We start from the raw sequence: 21623 nt of genomic DNA, 5'->3' as shown, positions 1-21623 counted from the left end.
TCCGCACATTCGTTAGGAGCAACTGAAACCATGTCGGTTTCCGTAACCCTTCCGGCGCTCGGTGAGAGCGTCACCGAGGGCACTGTCACCCGTTGGCTGAAGGCCGAGGGCGAGCGCGTCGAGGCCGACGAGCCGTTGCTCGAGGTATCGACCGACAAGGTCGACACCGAGATCCCGTCGCCCGTCTCCGGCATCCTGGCCTCCATCAAGGTCGCCGAGGACGAGACCGTCGAGGTCGGCGCCGAGCTGGCCGTCATCGACGACGGCTCGGGCGCCCCGGCCCCGGCCGAGGCCGAGACGGTCGCCGCCGAGACCCCCGCCGAGCCGGCTCCGGCCGCCGAGGCACCCGCGGCTCCCGCCGCCGAGGCACCTGCTGCCGAGGCTCCGGCCGCCGAGGCCCCCGCCGCCGCGCCTGCAGCGTCCGGCACGGACGTCACTCTCCCCGCCCTGGGCGAGAGCGTCACCGAGGGCACCGTCACCCGCTGGCTGAAGCAGGTCGGCGAGTCGGTCGAGGCCGACGAGCCGCTGCTGGAGGTCTCGACCGACAAGGTCGACACCGAGATCCCCGCCCCGGTCGCCGGCACCCTGCTGGAGATCCTGGTCGGCGAGGACGAGACCGCCGAGGTCGGCGCTCGCCTGGCCGTCATCGGTGTCGCCGGCGCGGCCCCCGCGGCGGCTCCGGCCGCCGCAGCCCCGGCTCCGGCCGAGGCCGCCGCTCCCGCCGCAGCCCCGGCTCCGGCCGAGGCCGCCGCTCCCGCCGCCGCCCCGGCTCCGGTGGAGGCTGCCGCTCCGGCCGCCGCCCCGGCTCCGGTTCAGGCCGCTCCCGCGGCTGCCGCTCCGGCTCCCGTGGCGGCTCCGGCCGCCGCTCCGGCGCAGGCCGCTCCGGCCGCTCAGGCTCCGGCCGCCGCGGCTCCCGTGGCCCCGGCCGCTCCCGCCGCCCCGGCCCCGGCCGGCGACGAGGGCGCGTACGTGACCCCGCTGGTGCGCAAGCTCGCCTCGGAGTCCGGCGTCGACCTGTCCTCGGTCTCGGGCTCCGGTGTCGGTGGCCGTATCCGCAAGCAGGACGTCCTGGCCGCCGCCGAGGCCGCCAAGGCTGCCGCCGCCGCTCCGGCGCCGGCAGCCGCCGCTGCCGCTCCGGCCGCCAAGGCTCCGGCCGCGGTGTCCGAGCTGCGTGGCCAGACCGTCAAGATGACCCGCATGCGCAAGGTCATCGGCGACAACATGATGAAGGCCCTGCACTCGCAGGCCCAGCTCAGCTCCGTGGTCGAGGTGGACATCACCAAGATCATGAAGCTGCGCGAGAAGGCCAAGGGCGCGTTCCTGGCCCGCGAGGGCGTCAAGCTCTCGCCGATGCCGTTCTTCGTCAAGGCCGCGGCCCAGGCGCTGAAGGCCCACGCGGTCGTCAACGCCCGGATCAACGAGGACGAGGGCACCATCACCTACTTCGACTCGGAGAACATCGGCATCGCCGTGGACTCCGAGAAGGGCCTGATGACCCCGGTCATCAAGGGTGCCGGTGACCTCAACCTGGCGGGCATCTCCAAGGCGACCGCCGACCTGGCCGCCAAGGTCCGCGGCAACAAGATCACGCCGGACGAGCTGTCGGGCGCGACCTTCACCATCAGCAACACCGGCTCGCGCGGTGCCCTGTTCGACACGGTCATCGTGCCGCCGAACCAGGTCGCCATCCTGGGCATCGGTGCCACGGTGAAGCGCCCGGTGGTCATCGAGACCGCCGAGGGCACGAACATCGGCATCCGTGACATGACGTACCTGACCCTGTCCTACGACCACCGCCTGGTGGACGGCGCGGACGCGGCCCGGTACCTCTCGGCCGTCAAGGCGATCCTGGAAGCCGGCGAGTTCGAGGTCGAGCTCGGCCTGTAAGGCTCACGCCCCCGCGGCAGCCGCTCGATACGGCGCCCCCGTCCGGAAGACTCCGGGCGGGGGCGCCGTCGTCGTGTCCGGGTGCGGGTCGAGGTGTCCGGCCGGGACGGGTCCTGTAACCAGCCTCACCCCCGGTCCCCGGGCACCAACGCGTACCGGCGGGCCGACACCGCCGTATTGTCTACGCATCAGAGCCCTGCGTGCCCCTCAGGAGATGAAGCGCCGATGATCACCCCACCCGTCGTGCACTCGCTGCGCGAGCAGATCCGCGAGCACATCGTGGAGGGGATCGTCAGCGGCCGCTGGAAGCCCGGCGAGCGCATCGTGGAGCGCCGGATCGCCGTCGAGCTGGAGGTCAGCCAGACGCCGGTGCGGGAGGCGCTGCGCGAGCTGGAGACGCTGCGGCTGATCGAGTCCGCGCCGAACAAGGGCGTCCGCGTACGGAACCTCTCCGCGGCCGACCTGGAGGAGATCTACCCGGTCCGGGCCGGTCTGGAGCAGATCGCCGCCGAGCTGGCCGCGCCCCGGCTGGCGGCCGACTGCACGGCGCTGGAGCCGCACGTGGCGGCCCTGTGGGAGGCGGACCGCACCGAGGACGGCACGGCGCAGGTGCGGCACACGGTGGGCTTCCACCGCGAGATGGTGCGGGCGGCCGGGAACAGCGTGCTGCTGCACACCTGGGAGAGCCTGGGCATCGAGGTGTTCACGGCGCTGTCCATCCGCTGGCTCGGTACCGTCCAGAAGTCGTACGCGGAGGAGCACGAGGCGCTCGTGGCGGCGTTCCGGGGTCAGGATCCGGACATCGGACTGCTCGTCAAGCGGCATGTCCTGGGCTGCGCGCCGCGCGCCTGACGGACGTCCCCGGGCCGCCCGGCAAGACCGCTGAAACCCTTTCCGACCTGGGGTTTCGAGCGGCTCTCCAGGGAGCCGCCGGCGCGGCGACCTGTACTGGTTCCACGACGCGAGACCACCGGCACCGGGTGCCTTGAGCCATGGCACCCGGTGCCGACTTTCGCCCCGTGGACATTTAATTGTCACTTTTATTTGATCGATCATCGATCAGCGCTTTACAGTCAACGCGGACCCCACCCGGGTCCATCGACCCTGTCCTGCCCGTCAGGGATTTTCTTCACCACCTCTCCTTTGTCCGGAAGGCGGCGCACACCGATGTCCGACCCCGTAGGAAAGCTTCCGAGCGAGCTCGACCAGCTCCCGGACCGCGACACCGAGGAGACCGCCGAATGGGCGGCCTCCCTCGACGCCGTCGCCAAGGCCGCCGGTACGCGCCGCGCCGAGTACCTGCTCCGTCGTACCCTCCAGCACGCCGAGGCCGCCGGTCTCGCGCTGCCGAAGCTTCTTGAGACGGACTACGTCAACACCATCCCCACCGCCGCGGAGCCGGAGTTCCCCGGCGACGAGGCGATGGAAGCCAGGATCACCGCGTGGAACCGCTGGAACGCGGCCGCCATGGTGACCCGCGGCTCCAAGTACGGCGTCGGCGGCCACATCGCCACCTTCGCCTCGGCGGCCTGGCTCTACGAGACCGGCTTCCAGCACTTCTTCCGCGGGAAGGAGGCCGACGGATCGGGCGACCAGCTCTACATCCAGGGCCACGCCTCCCCCGGCATCTACGCGCGCGCCTTCCTCGACGGCCGCGTCTCCGAGCAGCAGCTCGACAACTTCCGCCAGGAGTCCGGCGGCAACGGCCTGCCGTCCTACCCGCACCCGCGGCGCCTGCCGTGGCTGTGGGAGTTCCCGACGGTGTCGATGGGCCTCGGCCCGCTGTCCGCGATCTACCAGGCGCGGTTCAACCGCTACCTGCACAACCGCAGCATCAAGGACACCGCGAACTCGCACGTCTGGGCCTTCCTGGGCGACGGCGAGATGGACGAGCCCGAGTCGACCGCCGCCCTGGCCCTCGCCTCCCGCGAGCAGCTCGACAACCTGACCTTCGTCATCAACTGCAACCTGCAGCGTCTCGACGGTCCGGTCCGCGCCAACTTCCGCGTGGTCCAGGAGCTGGAGGCCCAGTTCCGCGGCGCCGGCTGGAACGTCATCAAGTCCCTGTGGGGCTCCGCCTGGGACGAGCTTTTCCAGCTCGACACCACGGGCGCCCTCGTGCGCCGCCTGCGCGAGGTCCCGGACGCGCAGTTCCAGACGTACGCGACCCGCGACGCGGCCTACATCCGCGAGCACTTCTTCGGCGCCAACGCCGAACTCGTGCAGCTCGCGGCCGTGCTGTCCGACGCGAAGATCGCCGAGTGCTTCCACACCTCCCGCGGCGGCCACGAGCCCCGCAAGGTGTACGCCGCGTACAAGGCCGCCCTGGAGCACAAGGGCGCGCCGACGGTCATCCTCGCGCAGACCGTCAAGGGCTACACGCTGGGTGCCGGGTTCGAGTCGAAGAACGCGAACCACCAGATGAAGAAGCTCACGATCGACGAGTTCAAGAGCATGCGCGACAAGCTCGACCTCCCGATCCCGGACAGCGCCTTCGTCGACGGCCAGGTCCCCTACGGCCACCCGGGCGCGGACAGCCCCGAGGTCCGGTACCTGAACGAGCGCCGCACGGCCCTCGGCGGCCCGGCCCCGGCCCGCAAGGTCAAGCCCGTGGCCCTGCCGGCCCCGGCCGACCGCTCCTTCGCCCCGCTGCTCAAGGGCTCCGGCAAGCAGGAGATGGCCACCACCATGGCCTTCGTCCGGCTCGTCAAGGACCTGATGCGGGACAAGGAGACCGGCAAGCGCTGGGTGCCGATCGTCCCCGACGAGGCCCGCACCTTCGGCATGGAGTCCCTCTTCCCGTCGGCCGGCATCTACTCGCCGCTCGGTCAGACGTACGAGCCGGTCGACCGCGACCAGCTCATGTACTACAAGGAAGCCAAGGACGGCCAGATCCTCAACGAGGGGATCACCGAGGCCGGCGCCATGGCCGACTTCATCGCCGCCTGCACGTCGTACGCGACGCACGGCGAGCCGATGATCCCGTTCTACATCTTCTACTCGATGTTCGGCTGGCAGCGCACCGCCGACCAGATGTGGCAGCTCGCCGACCAGCTCGGCAAGGGCTTCATCGTCGGCGCCACGGCCGGTCGCACCACGCTGACCGGTGAGGGCCTCCAGCACGCCGACGGCCACTCGCACCTGATCGCGTCCACGAACCCGGCGTCGCTCAACTACGACCCGGCCTTCGCGTACGAGATCGCGGTGATCGTCAAGGACGGTCTGCGCCGCATGTACGGCGAGAAGCCGGAGGACGTCTTCTACTACCTGACGGTCTACAACGAGCCGAAGGTCCAGCCCGCCATCCCGGAGGGCGTCGAGGAAGGCATCCTCAAGGGCCTGTACCGCTTCAACACGGCGGCCGACCTGGCCGAGGCGGCCCCGGCCGCCGACGCCCCGAAGGTCCAGCTCATGGCCTCCGGCACGGCGATCCACTGGGCCCTGGACGCCCAGAAGCTGCTCGCCGCCGACTGGAACGTGGCCGCCGACGTCTGGTCCGCCACCTCCTGGGGCGAGCTGCGCCGCGACGCGCTGGAGTGCGACGAGGCGCTGCTGCGCGGCGAGGTGCGCACCCCGTACGTCACCCGCGCGCTGGAGGGCGTCACGAGCCCGGTGCTGGCCGTGTCCGACTGGATGCGTCAGGTCCCGGACCAGATCAGCCAGTGGGTCGAGCAGGACTACACCTCGCTCGGCACGGACGGCTTCGGCCTCTCCGACACCCGCGAGGGCGCCCGCCGGCACTTCGGTGTCGACGCCCAGTCCATCGTGGTGGCCGCGCTGGCCCAGCTCGCCCGCCGCGGCGAGGTGCCGGCGTCCGCCATCAAGGAGGCCCGCGAGCGCTACGGCCTGTAGGGCCCGGGCGCCCGTCGCGCCGAGTCCGATGCGCCACCGTACGGCCGAAGGCCGGTGTCCGCCCCGCCAATGGGGGTCGGACACCGGCCTTTGGCCGTATGAGCGGTGGCGGCACGGGGGTGGACCCGTGATGCTGGAGCGGTGATGGACGAGACGGAGTTCTGGGAGATCGTCGACCGTACCCGCGAGGCCGCCGAGGGCGACCCCGAGGAGCACGCCGAGCTGCTCGTGGAGCGGCTGGCTCAGCTCGACCCGGACTCCGTGCTGGACTTCGCCCGGCACTTCGAGTCGCGGTACAACCGGGCGTACACCTGGGACCTCTGGGGGGCGGCCTGGGTGCTGCTCGACGGGGCGAGCGACGACGCGTTCGACTACTTCCGGTGCTGGCTGATCGGCCAGGGGCGGGAGGTCTTCGAGGGCGGGGTGCACGACCCCGACCACCTGGCGGAACTGCTGGGCGACTTCGACGAGGAGATCGACGGCGACGGCGAGGAGCTGGGGTACGCGGCGGACGAGGCGTACGAGCAGCTGACCGGGGCGGTGGCGCCGGACCTCGGGGTTCCGTTGCAGGCGGCCGAGCCGGAGGGCGCTCCCCTGGACTTCGAGAACGAAGCCGTGCTCGCGGAGCGCTTCCCCCGGCTCTGGGACCGGTTCAGGGCCTGACGCCGGGCGGTGGCGCGTACGGCACCGGACGCGGTCGGTGGCGCGGGTCGGTTGCGGGTGGCGCGGGTCGGTTGCGGGCGGCGCGCCTCAGTAGTGCGTGCCGCCGTCGATGCGGATCTCCGTGCCGGTGATGAACGCCCCGTCCTCGGACCCGAGCATCGCGACGACGCCGGCCACCGTCTCCGGCCCCGCGAAGCCCCGACCGAGGGCCGGGGCCAGCTTGGTGAACAGGCTCCAGTCGGTGTCCTCGGGCAGGCCCGGGCCGTTGCCGGTGGTCATGCCGCTCTCGATGGAGCCGGGGGCCACGGCGACGAAGCGCAGGCCCTGCTTGCTGTACTCGGCGGCCAGCGCGTGGGTCATGGACTGGATGCCGCCCTTGCTGGCCGCGTAGGCGGACATGTAGGGGTGCGCGAAGGACGCCGAGGTGGAGCTGAAGTTCACGACGACCGGCTGGTCGCCCTCCAGCAGCGCCGGGATCGACTCGCGGATCACCAGGAAGGTGCCGGTGAGGTTGACCGCGATGACCTTGTTCCAGAAGTCGAGCGTGGTCTGGTGGGTGTGCGAGGAGCGCAGGATGCCGGCGGCGTTGACCAGCACGTCGAGCCCGCCGAGGCTCGCGACGGCGTCGGCGATCTTGGCCCGTACGGCGGCCTCGTCGGATATGTCGAGGACGGCGGTGGTGAGGCGGTCCCCGTGGCCGTCGGCGCCGGCCTGGTCGGCCGTGCTCTTGAGCCCGGCTTCGTCGACGTCCGCGGTGTGTACGCGGCCACCCTCGGCGAGGATGCGGTGGACGGTGGCCCGGCCGATGCCGGAGCCGCCGCCGGTGATGAGGACGCGACGTCCTTCGTATCGATTCATGGGGGCGAGCGTACGACCAAGTGACACGTTTTGCCAGTGTGTCAATGCATGCAATCGCCGAGCCGGTCGGGCGGTAGGCTTCAGACGTGAGATCCCCTCGTCCGTACTCTCCCCAGGCCGGCCCCGGAGCCCAGTCGCTGACCGAGCGCCGCAAGGCCGCCACCCAGCTCGACATCGCCCGCGCCGCCTGCGAACTCTTCGCCGAGCACGGCCCCGACGGCACCACCGCCGAGGACATCGCCCACCGCGCCGGCGTGGCCCTGCGCACGTTCTACCGCTACTTCCGCAACAAGCAGGAGGCCGTGGCCCCCCTGCTCGCCGGCGGCGGTGACGCCTGGCGCGCGCTGCTCGCCGAGGAGGACCCGGGCACCCCCCTGGCCGAGGCGCTGGAGCGCGCCGTCACCCGCTCCCTCGGCGACTCCCAGGCCGTCGAGGAAGGCCTGAAGGTGACCCGCGGGCTGCTGCGGGCGGCCGCCGGCGACGAGGCCCTGCGGGCCGTCTGGTACCGCGTGAACCAAGACTCCGAGGAACGCCTGGTCCCGGTGATCGCCCGGCTCGCCGGCCCCGACGCCGACGCCCTCGGCGTCCGCCTCCTGGCGGCGGCCGCCACGGACGCGATCCGCATCGCCCTGGAACTCTGGTCGGCCACCGACGCCCCGGTCGCCGGCCCCGGCTCCCCCGCCGAACTCGCGGTCCGCTGCCTGCGCGACCTGACGGGCGCGATGCCCCTGCTCCACCGCTCCGCCTGAAGGCCCGTACCCCCCGAAACGACGAAGTGCCGCCCTCCGCTCCGTGAGGAGTGGGGGGCGGCACGGCCGCAGGCGTCTGCGGCGAGGTCGCGGAGCGCCCGTCCCGGCGGCCCGTCGTGCGGGTTCCGCCGGGGGGCGCTCGGGGCGACTAGATGTCGAAGTACATCTCGAACTCGTGCGGGTGCGGGCGCAGCGCGATCGGGGCGATCTCGTTGGTGCGCTTGTAGTCGATCCAGGTCTCGATCAGGTCCGGGGTGAAGACACCGCCGGCGAGGAGGTACTCGTGGTCCTCCTCCAGGGCCTTGAGGACGTCCTCCAGGCTGGTCGGGACCTGCGGGACGCTCGCGTGCTCGTCGGGAGAGAGCTCGTAGAGGTCCTTGTCGATCGGCTCCATCGGCTCGATCTTGTTCTTGACACCGTCGAGGCCCGCGAGCAGCAGCGCCGCGAAGGCGAGGTACGGGTTGGACGACGGGTCCGGGGCGCGGAACTCGACGCGCTTGGCCTTCGGGTTCGAGCCGGTGATCGGGATGCGCATCGCGGCGGAGCGGTTGCGCTGGGAGTACACCATGTTGACCGGCGCCTCGAAGCCCGGCACCAGGCGGTGGTAGGAGTTCACCGTCGGGTTGGTGAAGGCCAGCAGCGACGGGGCGTGCTTGAGGATGCCGCCGATGTAGTAGCGGGCGGTGTCCGAGAGGCCCGCGTAGCCGGCCTCGTCGTAGAACAGCGGGTCGCCGTTCGCCCACAGCGACTGGTGGACGTGCATGCCCGAGCCGTTGTCACCGAAGATCGGCTTCGGCATGAAGGTCGCGGTCTTGCCGTTGCGCCAGGCGACGTTCTTCACGATGTACTTGAAGAGCATCAGGTCGTCGGCCGCGGCGAGCAGCGTGTTGAACTTGTAGTTGATCTCCGCCTGGCCACCGGTGCCGACCTCGTGGTGCTGGCGCTCGACCTGGAGGCCCTGGGCGTCCAGTTCCAGCGAGATCTCGGCGCGCAGGTCGGCGAAGTGGTCGACCGGGGCGACGGGGAAGTAACCGCCCTTGTAGCGGACCTTGTAGCCGCGGTTGTTCTCCTCGGAGCCGGTGTTCCAGGCGCCGGCCTCGGAGTCGATGTGGTAGAAGCTCTCGTTCGCGGTCGTCGCGAAGCGCACGCTGTCGAACACGTAGAACTCGGCCTCGGGGCCGAAGTACGCGGTGTCGGCGATGCCGGTGGAGGCGAGGTACGCCTCGGCCTTCTTCGCGATGTTGCGCGGGTCGCGGCTGTAGGCCTCGCCCGTGATCGGGTCGTGGATGAAGAAGTTGATGTTGAGCGTCTTGTCCTTGCGGAACGGGTCCAGGCGCGCGGTGGTGATGTCGGCGCGCAGCGCCATGTCGGACTCGTGGATCGCCTGGAAGCCGCGGATGGAGGATCCGTCGAAGGCGAGCTCCTCCGCCGGGTCGAACGCCCGCGCCGGGATGGTGAAGTGCTGCATCACACCAGGCAGGTCACAGAAGCGGACGTCGACGAACTTGACGTCGTTCTCCTCGATGTACTGCTTCACTTCGTCGGCGTTCTGGAACATCCAACTCCTCCTACTCCCGACCCCGGGGCAGGGGCGGGCTTTATAGCTCGTGGTGCGTCAGTGCGGTGCCGCACGCTGACCCGACCATAAGCAGACGGGATTTCTCAAGCATGACCCATTTGTTTCGCACAAGTTAACCAGGGTCCCGTCCGGGGCGCCGGAGAGCGCACCGGTACCGTGGTCGGGTGGACAACAGGCAAGCAATCGGATCCTGGCTTTCCGGCCCCCGCGCGGCCGCCGAGGAGATGGGCGTCGACTTCGGCCATCCGGGCGAGCGCCTGGGCCTTCCCCGTTCGGGGCCCGGCTCGGTGGCCCGTTTCGGGCGTCGACTCGGCGCCGTCGTCATCGACTGGGTCGGTTGTCAGCTGATCGCCTACGCCCTGATCACGGGCGGTGACCTGGACGCTTCCAGTCCGTGGACGCTGGCGCTCTTCCTGAGCCTCACGTTCCTGACGGTGGGCACCGTGGGCTTCACCCCCGGCAAGCGGATCCTGGGACTCCGGGTCATCGCGCTGGACGGCTCGCGCCTGGGCCTCGGCCGGGTGGCGCTGCGCACCCTGCTGCTGGCCCTCTTCGTCCCCGCCCTGATCTCGGACCGGGACGGCCGGGGCCTGCACGACCGGCTCGCCGGCGCCGTCCAGGTCCGCATCTGAGGAACGGCGCGACGCACGAGACGGGGGTGCCCCCGGAGCCGTCGGCTCCGGGGGCACCCCCGTCTCGTATACGAAAAGCAGGTCAGCGCATCATCAGCGCATCTTGCCGCCGCGCGGCATGCGCGTGCCCTTCGGCATGGGGCCCTTGGGGACCGGCATGTTGCTCATGAGGTCGCCCATGGCCCGGAGCTTGTCGTTCACCTGCGTGATCTGCGGGCCGGCCAGCACGCGCGGCAGCTTGAGCAGCGTCGTACGCACCTTCTTGAGCGGGACCTCGCCCTCGCCCGTGCCGACGATGAAGTCGTGCACCGGGACGTCGGGCATGATCCGGGCCAGCTTCTTCTTCTCGGCCGCGAGCAGGACCTTGACCCGGTTCGGGTTGCCCTCCGCGATCAGGACGACGCCCGCCTTGCCGACGGCCCGGTGGACGATGTCCTGGTTCCGGTTCATCGCGACGGCCGGGGTGGTGGTCCAACCCCGTCCCACGTTGTCCAGTACGGCCGCGGCCGCGCCCGGCTGTCCCTCCATCTGCCCGAAGGCAGCCCGCTCGGCCCGTCGCCCGAAGACGATCGCCATCGCGAGGAACGCCACCAGGAAACCCAGGATGCCCAGGTAGACCGGGTGCCCGATCAGGAAGCCGATCGCAAGAAAGACACCGAAGGTGACGATTCCCACGCCCGCGACGATCAGACCGACCTTCGGGTCGGCCTTGCGCGTCATCTTGTACGTCAGGGCGATCTGCTTCAGTCGCCCGGGGTTCGCAGCAGTCTCTGCGTTTGACTTCCTCGCCATAAGGCGAGTTTACGTGGCCTGCGGACGGCGGGTCGCCGCGGCCTCGAGTACGTGCTCGGTTTCGACCCGATCCTTGGCCCTGCGGCGGTCCTCCAGGACCGCGCTCCAGGCGTTGCGGCGGGCGCCGCTCATGAGCAGCGACTCGATGCCCCGGAAGGCGTCTGTGAAGGACGGGATGGCGATGGCGCGTACGGGCGCGGCCTGCATGATGTCGATCCCTCTCACGGTGCTCACGACGGCTGGGGAGTGAAGCGGTGGTACGTGGAGCGAAGCGGTGGTGCGCGCTGCGCGATGTGCGGTGCGTGCCGCAATCGTCACTGACTGGTGTTACCAGGGCGTGACCGGTCGGTCAAATGCGATGAACATGTTGGGCGCGAAAACACTGACGCGGCCCACCCGACTCATCCTGGAATGAGCCTAGGGGCCGCGTCGGCGCGGTGTTACTGTTCAGTAAGGTTTTGTGCGGGACTTCACACGGCCACGTCAGACGGTGGCGCGCTTCTCCATCGCCTGCTGGTAGAGGCGCCCGGCGCGGTACGAAGAGCGCACCAGCGGACCGGACATCACACCGGAGAAGCCGATCTCCTCGGCCTCCTTCGCCAGCTCGACGAACTCGGCCGGCTTGACCCACCGCTCGACGGGGTGGTGCCGCGGCGAGGGACGCAGGTACTGGGTGATGGTGATGAGCTCGCAGCCGGCCTCGTGCAGGTCCTTGAGGGCCTGCGTGACCTCCTCGCGCTCCTCGCCCATGCCGAGGATCAGGTTCGACTTCGTGATCAGGCCGTAGGCGCGCGCCTTGGTGATCACGTCGAGGGAGCGCTCGTAGCGGAAGCCGGGGCGGATCCGCTTGAAGATCCGGGGGACCGTCTCGACGTTGTGCGCGAAGACCTCGGGGCGGGAGGCGAAGACCTCCTCCAGGAGTTCCGGCACCGCGTTGAAGTCGGGGGCCAGCAGCTCGACCTTGGTGTGGCCGGTCTCACGGCCCGCCGTCTGCTGGTGGATCTGGCGGACGGTCTCCGCGTACAGCCAGGCACCGCCGTCGGGCAGGTCGTCGCGGGCCACGCCGGTGATCGTCGCGTAGTTCAGGTCCATGGTGACCACGGACTCGCCGACACGACGCGGCTCGTCCCGGTCGAGGGCCTCGGGCTTGCCCGTGTCGATCTGGCAGAAGTCACAGCGCCGGGTGCACTGGTCGCCACCGATGAGGAAGGTGGCCTCGCGGTCTTCCCAGCATTCGTAGATGTTCGGACAGCCGGCTTCCTGGCACACCGTGTGCAGTCCTTCGCCCTTCACCAGGGCCTGCATCTTGGTGTACTCGGGGCCCATCTTCGCCCGGGTCTTGATCCACTCGGGCTTGCGCTCGATGGGGGTCTGGGCGTTGCGGACTTCGAGGCGCAGCATCTTGCGTCCGTCGGGTGCGACTGCGGACACGACCGGCTCCCTGTGACTTCGATTCTTCGGCGCCCACCAGGGTACGCCCGTAATTTCATACGTTCTTACGTCCGCCAACCTGGGGGCGGCCGGACGCATTCCCCGGGCCCTCAGCCGGCGACGGGCTCGATCTCCCGCGGCCGGAGCTCCGCCTGCTCCAGGACGTCCTTGAGGTGCCGCTCGATCACGGGCACGACCTGGGCGATGGTGATCTCCCGGCCCAGTTCGTACGAGAGCGAGGTCACACCGGCGTCCCGGATGCCGCAGGGGACGATCCGGTCGAACCAGGTGTTGTCCGGATTCACGTTGATCGCGAACCCGTGCATGGTGACGCCCTTGGCGACCCGGATGCCGATGGCGGCGAGCTTGCGGTCCTCGCGGCGCTGGCCCGCGTTGGACGGGGCGTACTCGGGGCCGTTCAGTCGGGCGTCGAACTCGTCGTCGTGCATCCGGGGGTCGAGGTCCAGCGAGAGTCCGCCGATGCTCGGCCGGTCCTCGACGGGGTCGCCGAGCACCCAGACACCGCTGCGTCCCTCGATCCGGGTGGTCTCCAACCCGAACTCGGCGGCGGTCCTGATCAGCGCGTCCTCCAGCCGGCGGACGTGGGCGACCACGTCCACGGGACGCGGCAGCTTCATGATCGGGTAGCCGACGAGCTGACCCGGGCCGTGCCAGGTGATCTTTCCGCCCCGGTCCACGTCCACGACCGGCGTGCCGTCCAGCGGCCGCTCGTTGTCGGCGGTGCGCCGGCCGGCCGTGTAGACGGGCCGGTGCTCCAGCAGCAGGCAGGTGTCCTCGATCTCGTCCGCGAAGCGGGCGGCGTGCACCCGGCGCTGCTCGTCCCAGGCCTCGGTGTACTCGACGAATTCCGGCCCGAAGCCCAGATGGACAAACCGAAGCTCAGTCACCGCAGCGCCTCCTCGTTGAACCTGCTGTGTGCACGCATCGCACCAGCCAAGGGTACGGCCGGCCGAATGCGGCCCCTCAGGGCCCCGGTCGCCGCTTCCGCCGGCGCCGGTTCCCGGCCGGTCGGTCGGGGTCCTCGTCCGCCCTCGGCAGGCGTCGATGGCCCTCCGAGTGGTCGTTGACCCAGCCGCACACCCCGCACGCGTACCGCCCGTCCAGCCCCGCGATGTGCGTGCCGCAGCGTCGGCATTCCGCCTCCGTCAGCTCGGGCGCGGGAAGCGGAGCGGTGGACTCCGGTTGGTCGTCGGGACGGCGGTGATCGTCGGGGCGGTGCGCCCCGGTGGGCCGGCGGGTCATGAGCGGCAGCCTATGCGGGCGGAGGGGGCCAATCCGTAAAGGGTCCCGCCGGTTCTGCACACGATCGGATGAATGTGGGACAGAGGGGGCGGTGCGGGCGAAGTTCGCCGCTACATTCACGCCGTTCACAGGGCCGGGACTCCGGTCTTTCACGTCAGGAAACCGTGGAGCCGATGACGGAACGACCAGCCCAGCGCGTCCCCAACCGGCAGCTCTCGGCCCTGATCGCGGAAGCCGGGTTCTCCAACGCCGGTCTCGCCCGCCGCGTCGACCAGCTCGGCCTGGAGCACGGTCTCGATCTGCGGTACGACAAGACGTCCGTGACCCGGTGGCTGCGCGGCCAACAACCGCGCGGAACGACCCCCGCGCTGATCGCGGAGGTCTTCACCCGACGCCTCGGGCGGCGGCTGTCGGCGCAGGACCTGGGGCTCGACGCGTGCGCGCCCGTCTACGCGGGGTTGGAGTTCGCGGCCACCCCCGAGGAGGCCGTGGACATCGCGAGCGGGCTGTGGCGCAAGGACTCCGGCTCGCACGCCGAGCTGCGGAAGATCGCCTTCACCCCGGCCGGTCTGGTGGTGCCCAGCCGGGACTGGCTGATCGGCCGCGCCGACGAGCGGGTCGGGCGGGGCGCGGAGCCCGCGGGTTCCCGGGTCCCGCCGCAGGGCCGGACCGCGGTGCCGCGCCAGCGGCAGATCGACCGGGGGCCGGGCCAGCGGGTGACGGGCGGGGACATCGCCGCGCTGCGGTCGGTGGGCGACCTGTTCCGGACCCTGGACGACACCTACGGCGGCGGGCACGCCCGGCAGGCGCTGGTGCGGTACCTGGAGCACGAGGCGGAGCCGATGCTCCGGGGCACCTACGGGGAGAGCACCGGGCGCAGGCTGTTCGCGGCCGCCGCCGACCTGACCCGGCTCGCGGGCTGGACCTCGTACGACATCGCCGCGCACGGGCTGGCCCAGCGGTACTTCGTGCAGGCGCTGCGGCTCGCGCAGGCCGCGGCGGACCGGCCGTACGGGTCGTACGTGCTGGTCACGATGAGCCGTCAGGCCGTCTACCTCGGGCACGGGCGGGAGGCGGTGCAGCTCGCCCGGGTCGCCCAACAGGGCGTGGGCTCCGGCCCGCCGCCGGTGGTGCAGGCGTTGCTGCACTCGGCGGAGGCGCGGGGGCACGCGGTGCTGGGCGAGGTGCGGGCCTCGACGGCGTCGCTGGTGCGGGCGGAGCGGGCGCTGGGCGCCGCCCGGCCGGGGGACGACGTGCCGCACTGGGCCCGCTTCTACGACGAGGCGCAGTTGGCGGACGAGTTCGGCCACTGCCACCGGGACCTCCAGCAGTACCGGGCCTCGGCGCAGCACGCTGAGCGCTCGCTCCAGTTGCGGGCGCCCGGCCACGCGCGCTCGCGGCTGTTCTGCAAGGTGGTGCTGGCCACGGCCCGCCTCGGGCTCGGCGAGCTGGACCAGGCGTGCGCGCTGGGCGCGGAGGCGGCGCAGCAGGCGATGGAGATGCGGTCGGCGCGCGCGGTGGAGTACGTACGGGACTTCGAACGGCGGCTGGAGCCGTACCGGGAGGCCTCGGCGGTGCGGACCTACCGGGACCGGGTCGCCGCACTGGCCTGAACCGGGGCCTCCCCCGACCGGGCTCCCGCGCCGGGGCCGGCCGCGCCCGGGCCCGCGCGGGGAGGGCCCGGCCCCGGGATCGGGACCGGGCCTCCACCCGGGCCGCGACCGGCCGGGACGCGACCGGACGCGGCCCGACCGGACGCGGCGGGGCGGGACCGGCTCAGGCCGCCACCGGAACGGATCGTTCCGGGGCGGCCGGCACCGGGATGCCGAAGTCGCGCAGCACGGCCGTGCTCGCGCGCCGGGCGGAGCTCAGGGCCCCCTGGACGGTGTTGGAGTCCCGGTGGTCGCCGCACACGTACAGCCCCGCCACGACCCGTACCGGGCGCCGCAGGTCGTGCGGCGGGGGCATGGCCGGGACGGCCTCCGGGGTGTGGTGGACGGCGAGCAGGTCCCAGTCCCGGGTGGAGGTCTCGTAGAGCCGGGCGAGGCGGGACGCGACCGTGCGGGTGGGCGGCGGCGGTCCGTGCACGGTGGTGGTGACCAGGCTCCGTCCGGCGGGGGCCCGCGTCGGGTCGACCGCGCTCATCACGGTGGTGTGGGCGAGCGGCCACCTCGGGTCGGCGTCGAGGAGCAGGGAACCGTCCCACGGCAGCGGGCCGGCGGTGGCGTGGTGGATGACGGTGACCTCGTGGAAGTTCGGCACCCGCAGCCCCGGCAGCAGGTCGGCGGCGGCCCGGGCCCCGGTGGCGAGCACGACGGAACGGCAACTGAAGTCGCCGTGCCCCTCGGTGGTGACGAGGTTCGTCGCCACCGTGCGGACCCGTACCCCGGTCCGTACGGTGCCGGGTGGCAGGGCGGCGGCGAGCAGGTCGGGCAGGCGCGCGGCGCCGCCCTCGGGCACGGCGAGCCGGCCTCGGGCGAATCCGCGCAGGGCCAGGTCGGCGACCCGGCTGGAGGTGGTGAGTCCGGGGTCCCGGAGCAGGGTGGCGAGCAGGGGGCGCAGTACCCCGTTGACCGTGCGCGGCGGCAGTCCGCGGGTGCGCAGGGCGGCGATCGCGGTGCGTTCGGGCCGGGCGAGCAGGCGCTCCACGGGCAGGGCCGCGAGCCGGCCGAGCGCGGCGCTCAGCCGGGCCTGGTCGAGGGAGCCGCCGGCCAGGGCGCGGGCGGGGGTGAGGGCCCCGGCGCGCTGCTGTTTGCCGTCGGCTCCCCGGATGAGGACCCCGGGCGCGAAGGGGCGCAGGACGAGCGCCTCCAGGCCCGGGGTGCGGGACGGTTCGGTGTACGAGGTGTTGAGGAGCTGGCCGGTCCGGTCGAGCCGGAAGCCGTCGACCGACTCGGTGGCCATCCGCCCGCCGGGGTCGTCCGCGGCCTCCAGGACGGTGACCGTGACCCCCGCTGCGATCAGATGGTGTGCCGCCGCGAGTCCTGAGACTCCGGCTCCCACGATGACGACGTCTGCATGGTGTGCGCTGCTGAGCACGTGCCCCTCCCCGAGGTCGGCGCGGCTGTGTGGGGTTCCTCCTTCCCCCAACGGACTCCGGGAGAACCCGAGTCCGGTGCGGTATTGCGCACAACTCCGGTCGCACAGCGGTCGCATTCGGGTCACAAACGGTCGCACGTGAGCGAACGGTGCTCCCCCGGGCCGCCGGTCGCCCAGCCGGCGGCAGGGACCGGCCGGGCGCCGCGGGCCAGGCGAGATTGTGGCGGTGGGGCCTAGGCCAGTGCGGCCCTGATCGACTCGTCGATCTCCGGGTAGCGGAAGACGAAGCCGGATTCCAGCAGCTTCGTGGGACGCACCCGCTGGCTTCCCAGCACGTCCTCGGCGAACTCGCCGAGCACCACGCGCATGACGGGCGCCGGCACGGCGCACACCGTCGGGCGGTGCAGCACCCGCCCCATCGCCGCCGTGACCTCGCGGTTGGTCCGCGGCTCGGGGGCCGTCAGGTTCACCGGACCGGACAGCCCGGACGCGGTGACGAGGTGGCGCAGGGCGGCGACCTCGTCGTGCATCGAGATGTGCGACCAGTACTGGCGGCCGTTGCCCAGCCGGCCGCCGACGCCGGCCCGGAAGACGGGGAACAGCCGGCCCCACGCCCCGCCGTCGGCGGCGACGACCAGGCCCGTGCGGGCGAAGACGGTACGGATCCCGGCCTCGCGGGCCGGTGCGGCGGCCGCCTCCCACTCGACGCAGACGGAGGGCAGGAAGCCCTCCCCCGCCGGCGCGTCCTCGTCGACCAGGCGGTCGCCGGTGTCGCCGTAATACCCGACGGCGCTGCCGCAGACGAGGACCGGCGGCGGCTCGGCCATGTCCGCCAGGGCCCGGGCGATGGCGGCGGTGCCGAGGACGCGGCTGTCGCGGATCTCCTTCTTGTACGCGGCCGTCCAGCGGTGGTCGCCGACCCCGGCCCCGGCCAGGTGGAGGACGGCGCCGCAGCCGACCAGCCCGGCGGGGTCCACGTACCCGCGCCGCGGGTCCCAGGTCGCCTCGTCCGGGGCGGCGGCGGGGCGGCGCACGAAGCGCACCACCTCGTGTCCGTCCGCCTGGAGGGACCGTACGAGGACCTTGCCGATGAGGCCGGATGCTCCGGTGACCGCGATGCGCATGGCGCCAGTCTGCCCGGATGTCGCGCCCGTGCACGGGCGGCCCGGGGCGTGGCGCCCGTGGATCCACCGGGCGGGCCGGGCGCGGCGGTCCCGGGGTGGGTCAGGTGCCGCCGATCCAGGTGCCCACGGCGTAGGTGACGGCCATCGCGACCGCGCCGCCCGCCACGTTCCGCAGCACCGCCCGCGCCGCGGGGGCGCCGCCCAGACGGGCGCTGACCAGCCCGCACAGGGTCAGCGCCGCCAGCACGGCCGCCACCGTCACCGGCACCCGTCCCGACGGCTGGGGCAGGACGATCGCCAGGAGCGGGAGCAGCGCCCCCACCGTGAAGGAGAGCAGGCTCGCGAGGGCCGCGTGCCAGGGGTTCACCAGCTCGTCCGGGTTGATCCCCAGTTCCACCTGGGCGTGGGCCCGCAGGGCGTCGCGTTCCGTCAGCTGTTCGGCGGCCTCCCGGGCGAGTTCCCGGCTCAGGCCGCGCGCCGCCAGCATGTCCGTCAGCTCGGCGAGCTCCTCCTCGGGCTCGTCCGCCAGCTCCCGTCGCTCCACGGCCAGGGCGGCGCGTTCCGAGTCCCGCTGCGAGCTGACCGACACGTATTCCCCCGCCGCCATCGACAGCGCCCCCGCCAGCAGCCCGGCCACCCCCGCCGTCAGGATCGCCGTGCGCGAGGTCGTCGCCCCGGCGACGCCCACCACCAGGCCCGCCGTGGAGATGATCCCGTCGTTGGCGCCCAGCACGCCGGCCCGGAGCCAGTTGAGCCGGGTGCTGATCTCCGCGCTGCGCGCGCCCGCCGATTCGGTCACCGCACCACTGTCGCGGGGCGCACCGCACGGGGCCACCCGGGGTGCGCCCCCGGCCCCCCGGGATGAGGGTGGAGGAGTGAGACGCGGACTCGAGGACTCCGGCCGATTGCACGGGACGCCCCCGCCCCGCTGGGCGCGGCTCGCGCCGGCCGTGGCCGTGGTGGTGCTGTGCTGCGCGCAGTGGCTGACCCCTGGCGCGGAGCTGGGCTACTTCCTCGCGGCCCTGCCCGCGGTGGCCGCGTTCTCGTACGGCCCCGTGGGAACCTGCGCGTTCGCCGCACTGGTCCTCGTGCTGCTCGGCGTCCCCCAGCTCGGCGTGGCCCACGCCCGCGGCACGGACCTGGCCACCGTGGCCTTCGTGGGCCTGCTCAGCGTGGTGATCTCGTTCGTGCGTCGGCGCCGCGACGACCAGCTGGTCAGCGTCCGGACCGTCGCCGAGGCGGCGCAGCTCGCGGTGCTGCCACCGGTACCGGACCAGGTGGGCCCGGTGCACTGCTCCGGTCTCTACCGGGCGGCGCAGCGCGGCACGCTGGTCGGCGGCGACCTGTACGACGTGCGGGCCGGGCCGTACGGCGTTCGGGCGGTGGTGGCCGACGTCCAGGGCCACGGTCTGGCGGCGGTCGGGACGGTGGCCGCGCTGCTCGGCTCCTTCCGGGAGGCGGTCCTGGACGATCCCGAGCTGGGCGCGGTCGCGGCCCGGCTGGACCGGCGGCTGGTCGCCGACGCGGCGGCCGCCTCGATCCGGCATCCGGAGCTGTTCGCGACGGCGGTACTGCTGGAGTTCCCGCCTGGACTGGACCTCGTACGGATCGTGTCGTGCGGGCATCCGCCCGTGCTCCTGCTCCGCGGCTTCACGACCTCGGAACTGGACGTGGAACCGGGGCCCCCGCTGGGCCTGGGCCTCACCGTGCCGGCGCTGCCGAAGGTGGCCGAGGTTCCGCTGCTGCCGGGCGACCGGCTGCTCGCGCACACGGACGGCGTGACCGAGGCCCGCGACGCGGACGGCGGTTTCTACCCGCTCTCCTCCCGGATCCCGGTGCTGGCGAAGGACTCCGAGGGCCTCGTGCGGGCGGTGTGGCGGGACCTGGAGGCCTTCACCGCGGGCGGCCCGCGCGACGACGTGGCGCTCCTGCTCCTGTCCCTGCCGGCCATGGAACCGTGACCGGGCGCTCCATGGCCGGGCGTTCCGTGACCGGGCGTTCCGTGGCCGGGCGTTCCGTGACCGGGATCGGCCGTCGCCGGGCCGGCCCGCCGAGGGTGCGGCGGCCGCAGGCGGCTCGGGTGGCTGAGGGGCCGCGGCGGCGCTGCGCCGCGGCCACCGGAGCCGGTGTCGAACCGTCAGCCGACGTCGCGGATGAAGGCGCGCACCATCTTGCAGGTCACGTTGGACGGCCGGTGGATCCCCACCCGCACCGCCATCGTCCGGATCTTGCGGTTGGTGGCGCGTCGAGCGTCGTAGGTCCCGGTGTCGAGCAGCGATATCGCCAGCCGCATCGCCTTCAGACGGCGGTTGTGGCTCTCGTACCACTCGCGGGGCAGCCCCGCCGGCAGCGGCTTCTTCTTGGGCATCGAAATGATCGCGGCAGCGGCCATCTACAGCCTCCCAAACGGTAGTTGGCTTCCTGTCGTTCTCCTTCGATTTTACCGGGGGGCACTGACAAAAGCCCCTGGCCAGACCGGCCCGGCACGACGCCTCGTTAGGCTTGCGCGCATGGAGATCTGGATCAATCCCGCCTGTTCCAAGTGCCGTGCCGCGCTGACCCTGCTGGACGCGGAGGGCGCCGACTACACGGTGCGCCGGTACCTGGAGGACGTGCCGTCCGAGGCCGAGATCCACGAGGTGCTGGACCGCCTCGGGCTGGAGCCCTGGGACATCACGCGCACCTCCGACCCACTGGCCCGTGAGAGCGGGGTACGGGAACTGCCGCGCGAGGGGACGGACGCGGCGCGGGGCCGCTGGATCGCCCACCTGGCGGCGCACCCGAAGCTGATCCAGCGCCCGATCATCACCGCCGAGGACGGCACGGCCGTGATCGCGCGCACCGACGAGGCCGTGCGCGAGGCGCTGTCCCGCAAGGCCTGAGCCGGCCGGCCGGCGCGATCCGACGGGCCGGCTCAGGCCTCCGTCAGAAGGCGGGTGATCGCGTCGGCCGCCGTCAGCGGCATCGCGTGGTGCGTGACCCCGGGGAGCACGTCGACGCGGGCGTCCGGCAGCGCCGCCCGCGCGGCCTCGGCCATCCGGGCGGGGTCGTGGCACCGGGCGCCGCCGGCGAACGCCACCCGCACGGGCAGCCGCCGCAGCGGGGCCGGGTCGGGGCGGGGTCCGGTGACGGGGCGGACGGTGGGGAAGCCGGCCGTCTCGTCCTGGAGGCGCAGCCAGGTCGGGTCGAGGGCGGCGGCGCCGCCGCTCTCCCAGGCGAGGAAGCCCCGGATCCGGGCGGGGGTGGGCCGCAGCAGCATGGGCAGGGCGCGCAGCACGTAGCCGGGACGGAGCCCGCCGAAGACCTGCGTCGGGTCCAGCAGGACGAGTCGGGCCGACCGCCCCGGGTGGCGGGCGGCGTGGTGGGCGGCGATCCAGGCGCCGTACGAGTGCCCGGCCAGGGTGACGGGCTCGGCGCCCAGCCCGTCCAGGACCGCGTCGAGCCATCCGGCCAGGTCGTCCGGGGTCCGTACGGGCCGTCCCTCGGCGGGGACGCTGAGTCCGGGCTCCCCGACCAGGTCCACGGCGTGCACCCGGTGGGTGCGGGACGCCCCGGCGGCGACCGCTCCCCAGACGGTGGAGGTGGCCCCGCCGCCGGGCAGCAGCACGAGCGGTGGGGCGTCGGCGGGACCGGCGCTGTTGACGTGGGTGGTTCCGTACGGCGTGGGCAGCTCGCGGCCCTCGACGGGGCCGGGCCACCGGCCGAGGACTTCTTCGTAGGCCTTCCGAAAAGACATCCGGCACCACTCTCTCGC

Annotated in this window: 21 protein-coding genes; 9 read left to right on the top strand and 12 right to left on the bottom strand. The window is 72.6% G+C overall.

What is annotated here, in order from left to right; all coding sequences use genetic code 11:
* The first annotated feature begins 30 nt into the window (after positions 1 to 30).
* The 4 genes from sucB (at position 31) to OG906_RS24165 (ending at position 6402) form a co-directional block, all read left to right on the top strand.
* The gene (gene sucB, locus OG906_RS24180) at positions 31 to 1887 is read left to right on the top strand and encodes a 2-oxoglutarate dehydrogenase, E2 component, dihydrolipoamide succinyltransferase (RefSeq protein ID WP_329445719.1); all 1857 of its coding nucleotides are present in this window, start codon (positions 31 to 33) and stop codon (positions 1885 to 1887) included.
* 228 nt (positions 1888 to 2115) lie between these two features.
* Positions 2116 to 2739: a GntR family transcriptional regulator gene (locus OG906_RS24175; protein ID WP_053676140.1), complete on the top strand. Its 624-nt coding sequence runs from the start codon at positions 2116 to 2118 to the stop codon at positions 2737 to 2739.
* A 315-nt stretch (positions 2740 to 3054) separates the two neighbouring features.
* Positions 3055 to 5739, top strand: a complete 2685-nt coding sequence (gene aceE, locus OG906_RS24170) for a pyruvate dehydrogenase (acetyl-transferring), homodimeric type (RefSeq protein ID WP_329445717.1) — start codon at positions 3055 to 3057, stop codon at positions 5737 to 5739.
* 144 nt (positions 5740 to 5883) lie between these two features.
* Positions 5884 to 6402, top strand: a complete 519-nt coding sequence (locus tag OG906_RS24165; protein WP_267798608.1) for a DUF4240 domain-containing protein — start codon at positions 5884 to 5886, stop codon at positions 6400 to 6402.
* 87 nt (positions 6403 to 6489) lie between these two features.
* Here OG906_RS24165 and OG906_RS24160 read toward each other — a convergent pair whose 3' ends face one another.
* A complete protein-coding gene (locus tag OG906_RS24160) occupies positions 6490 to 7260 on the bottom strand; it encodes an SDR family NAD(P)-dependent oxidoreductase (protein WP_329445714.1) in 771 nt (256 codons plus the stop codon).
* An 86-nt stretch (positions 7261 to 7346) separates the two neighbouring features.
* On the opposite strand from OG906_RS24160, the gene OG906_RS24155 reads away from it, so the two are divergent.
* Complete coding sequence (locus tag OG906_RS24155; protein ID WP_329445712.1) at positions 7347 to 8009, top strand: TetR family transcriptional regulator; 663 nt, start codon at positions 7347 to 7349, stop codon at positions 8007 to 8009.
* Positions 8010 to 8157: 148 nt separating this feature from the next.
* Here the strand turns inward: OG906_RS24155 and glnA are convergent, their stop codons facing one another.
* Positions 8158 to 9567, bottom strand: a complete 1410-nt coding sequence (gene glnA, locus OG906_RS24150; RefSeq protein ID WP_053676099.1) for a type I glutamate--ammonia ligase — start codon at positions 9565 to 9567, stop codon at positions 8158 to 8160.
* A 185-nt stretch (positions 9568 to 9752) separates the two neighbouring features.
* Between glnA and OG906_RS24145 the strand changes: the two genes are divergently transcribed.
* Positions 9753 to 10220 carry an RDD family protein gene (locus OG906_RS24145; RefSeq protein WP_053676100.1) on the top strand — a complete coding sequence of 156 codons (468 nt, stop codon included), beginning with the start codon at positions 9753 to 9755 and terminating at the stop codon, positions 10218 to 10220.
* Between the two features lie 93 nt (positions 10221 to 10313).
* Here the strand turns inward: OG906_RS24145 and OG906_RS24140 are convergent, their stop codons facing one another.
* The 5 genes from OG906_RS24140 to OG906_RS24120 all read right to left on the bottom strand — a co-directional run bounded on the left by OG906_RS24140 (position 10314) and on the right by OG906_RS24120 (position 13706).
* Positions 10314 to 11012 carry a DUF4191 domain-containing protein gene (locus tag OG906_RS24140; protein WP_053676101.1) on the bottom strand — a complete coding sequence of 233 codons (699 nt, stop codon included), beginning with the start codon at positions 11010 to 11012 and terminating at the stop codon, positions 10314 to 10316.
* A gap of 9 nt (positions 11013 to 11021) precedes the next feature.
* Entirely contained in the window at positions 11022 to 11219 is a 198-nt protein-coding gene (locus OG906_RS24135) for an SCO2195 family GlnR-regulated protein (protein ID WP_053676102.1), read from the bottom strand.
* A gap of 276 nt (positions 11220 to 11495) precedes the next feature.
* Positions 11496 to 12443 (bottom strand): lipoyl synthase, encoded by a 948-nt coding sequence (gene lipA, locus OG906_RS24130; protein ID WP_053676103.1) that lies wholly within the window; start codon positions 12441 to 12443, stop codon positions 11496 to 11498.
* A gap of 110 nt (positions 12444 to 12553) precedes the next feature.
* A complete protein-coding gene (lipB, locus tag OG906_RS24125; protein ID WP_267826017.1) occupies positions 12554 to 13351 on the bottom strand; it encodes a lipoyl(octanoyl) transferase LipB in 798 nt (265 codons plus the stop codon).
* Positions 13352 to 13427: 76 nt separating this feature from the next.
* The gene (locus OG906_RS24120; RefSeq protein WP_329445707.1) at positions 13428 to 13706 is read right to left on the bottom strand and encodes a hypothetical protein; all 279 of its coding nucleotides are present in this window, start codon (positions 13704 to 13706) and stop codon (positions 13428 to 13430) included.
* A gap of 173 nt (positions 13707 to 13879) precedes the next feature.
* On the opposite strand from OG906_RS24120, the gene OG906_RS24115 reads away from it, so the two are divergent.
* On the top strand, positions 13880 to 15319 hold the full coding sequence (locus OG906_RS24115; protein WP_267826015.1) for a regulator: 1440 nt from the start codon (positions 13880 to 13882) through the stop codon (positions 15317 to 15319).
* 163 nt (positions 15320 to 15482) lie between these two features.
* On the opposite strand, the gene OG906_RS24110 is transcribed toward OG906_RS24115, so the two are convergent.
* The 3 genes from OG906_RS24110 to OG906_RS24100 all read right to left on the bottom strand — a co-directional run bounded on the left by OG906_RS24110 (position 15483) and on the right by OG906_RS24100 (position 18668).
* Positions 15483 to 16745 carry an NAD(P)/FAD-dependent oxidoreductase gene (locus OG906_RS24110; protein WP_329445704.1) on the bottom strand — a complete coding sequence of 421 codons (1263 nt, stop codon included), beginning with the start codon at positions 16743 to 16745 and terminating at the stop codon, positions 15483 to 15485.
* 233 nt (positions 16746 to 16978) lie between these two features.
* Positions 16979 to 17869, bottom strand: coding sequence for a TIGR01777 family oxidoreductase (locus tag OG906_RS24105; RefSeq protein WP_329445702.1), 891 nt, complete (start codon positions 17867 to 17869; stop codon positions 16979 to 16981).
* Positions 17870 to 17969: 100 nt separating this feature from the next.
* Positions 17970 to 18668 (bottom strand): VIT1/CCC1 transporter family protein, encoded by a 699-nt coding sequence (locus OG906_RS24100; protein ID WP_267798617.1) that lies wholly within the window; start codon positions 18666 to 18668, stop codon positions 17970 to 17972.
* Positions 18669 to 18744: 76 nt separating this feature from the next.
* On the opposite strand from OG906_RS24100, the gene OG906_RS24095 reads away from it, so the two are divergent.
* A complete protein-coding gene (locus tag OG906_RS24095; RefSeq protein WP_329445699.1) occupies positions 18745 to 19830 on the top strand; it encodes a PP2C family protein-serine/threonine phosphatase in 1086 nt (361 codons plus the stop codon).
* Between the two features lie 176 nt (positions 19831 to 20006).
* Here OG906_RS24095 and OG906_RS24090 read toward each other — a convergent pair whose 3' ends face one another.
* Entirely contained in the window at positions 20007 to 20261 is a 255-nt protein-coding gene (locus OG906_RS24090) for a hypothetical protein (protein WP_053676109.1), read from the bottom strand.
* A 118-nt stretch (positions 20262 to 20379) separates the two neighbouring features.
* On the opposite strand from OG906_RS24090, the gene OG906_RS24085 reads away from it, so the two are divergent.
* On the top strand, positions 20380 to 20751 hold the full coding sequence (locus tag OG906_RS24085; protein ID WP_329445697.1) for an ArsC/Spx/MgsR family protein: 372 nt from the start codon (positions 20380 to 20382) through the stop codon (positions 20749 to 20751).
* Between the two features lie 32 nt (positions 20752 to 20783).
* Here the strand turns inward: OG906_RS24085 and OG906_RS24080 are convergent, their stop codons facing one another.
* Positions 20784 to 21605, bottom strand: coding sequence for an alpha/beta fold hydrolase (locus OG906_RS24080; protein WP_329445695.1), 822 nt, complete (start codon positions 21603 to 21605; stop codon positions 20784 to 20786).
* Between the last annotated feature and the right edge of the window lie 18 nt (positions 21606 to 21623).

Origin of the sequence: Streptomyces sp. NBC_01426, from assembly GCF_036231985.1 — a bacterium.
In the GTDB taxonomy this organism is placed as follows: domain Bacteria; phylum Actinomycetota; class Actinomycetes; order Streptomycetales; family Streptomycetaceae; genus Streptomyces.
This window is presented reverse-complemented; position numbering and strand designations above follow the sequence as displayed.

Coding starts and splice junctions, on each gene's coding strand:
- sucB (WP_329445719.1), top strand. CDS start 31: ATGTCGGTTTCCGTAACCCTTCCGGCGCTCGGTGAGAGCGTCACCGAG.
- aceE (WP_329445717.1), top strand. CDS start 3,055: ATGTCCGACCCCGTAGGAAAGCTTCCGAGCGAGCTCGACCAGCTCCCG.
- OG906_RS24165 (WP_267798608.1), top strand. CDS start 5,884: ATGGACGAGACGGAGTTCTGGGAGATCGTCGACCGTACCCGCGAGGCC.
- OG906_RS24160 (WP_329445714.1), bottom strand. CDS start 7,260: ATGAATCGATACGAAGGACGTCGCGTCCTCATCACCGGCGGCGGCTCC.
- glnA (WP_053676099.1), bottom strand. CDS start 9,567: ATGTTCCAGAACGCCGACGAAGTGAAGCAGTACATCGAGGAGAACGAC.
- OG906_RS24140 (WP_053676101.1), bottom strand. CDS start 11,012: ATGGCGAGGAAGTCAAACGCAGAGACTGCTGCGAACCCCGGGCGACTG.
- OG906_RS24135 (WP_053676102.1), bottom strand. CDS start 11,219: ATGCAGGCCGCGCCCGTACGCGCCATCGCCATCCCGTCCTTCACAGAC.
- OG906_RS24120 (WP_329445707.1), bottom strand. CDS start 13,706: ATGACCCGCCGGCCCACCGGGGCGCACCGCCCCGACGATCACCGCCGT.
- OG906_RS24115 (WP_267826015.1), top strand. CDS start 13,880: ATGACGGAACGACCAGCCCAGCGCGTCCCCAACCGGCAGCTCTCGGCC.
- OG906_RS24105 (WP_329445702.1), bottom strand. CDS start 17,869: ATGCGCATCGCGGTCACCGGAGCATCCGGCCTCATCGGCAAGGTCCTC.
- OG906_RS24090 (WP_053676109.1), bottom strand. CDS start 20,261: ATGGCCGCTGCCGCGATCATTTCGATGCCCAAGAAGAAGCCGCTGCCG.
- OG906_RS24085 (WP_329445697.1), top strand. CDS start 20,380: ATGGAGATCTGGATCAATCCCGCCTGTTCCAAGTGCCGTGCCGCGCTG.
- OG906_RS24080 (WP_329445695.1), bottom strand. CDS start 21,605: ATGTCTTTTCGGAAGGCCTACGAAGAAGTCCTCGGCCGGTGGCCCGGC.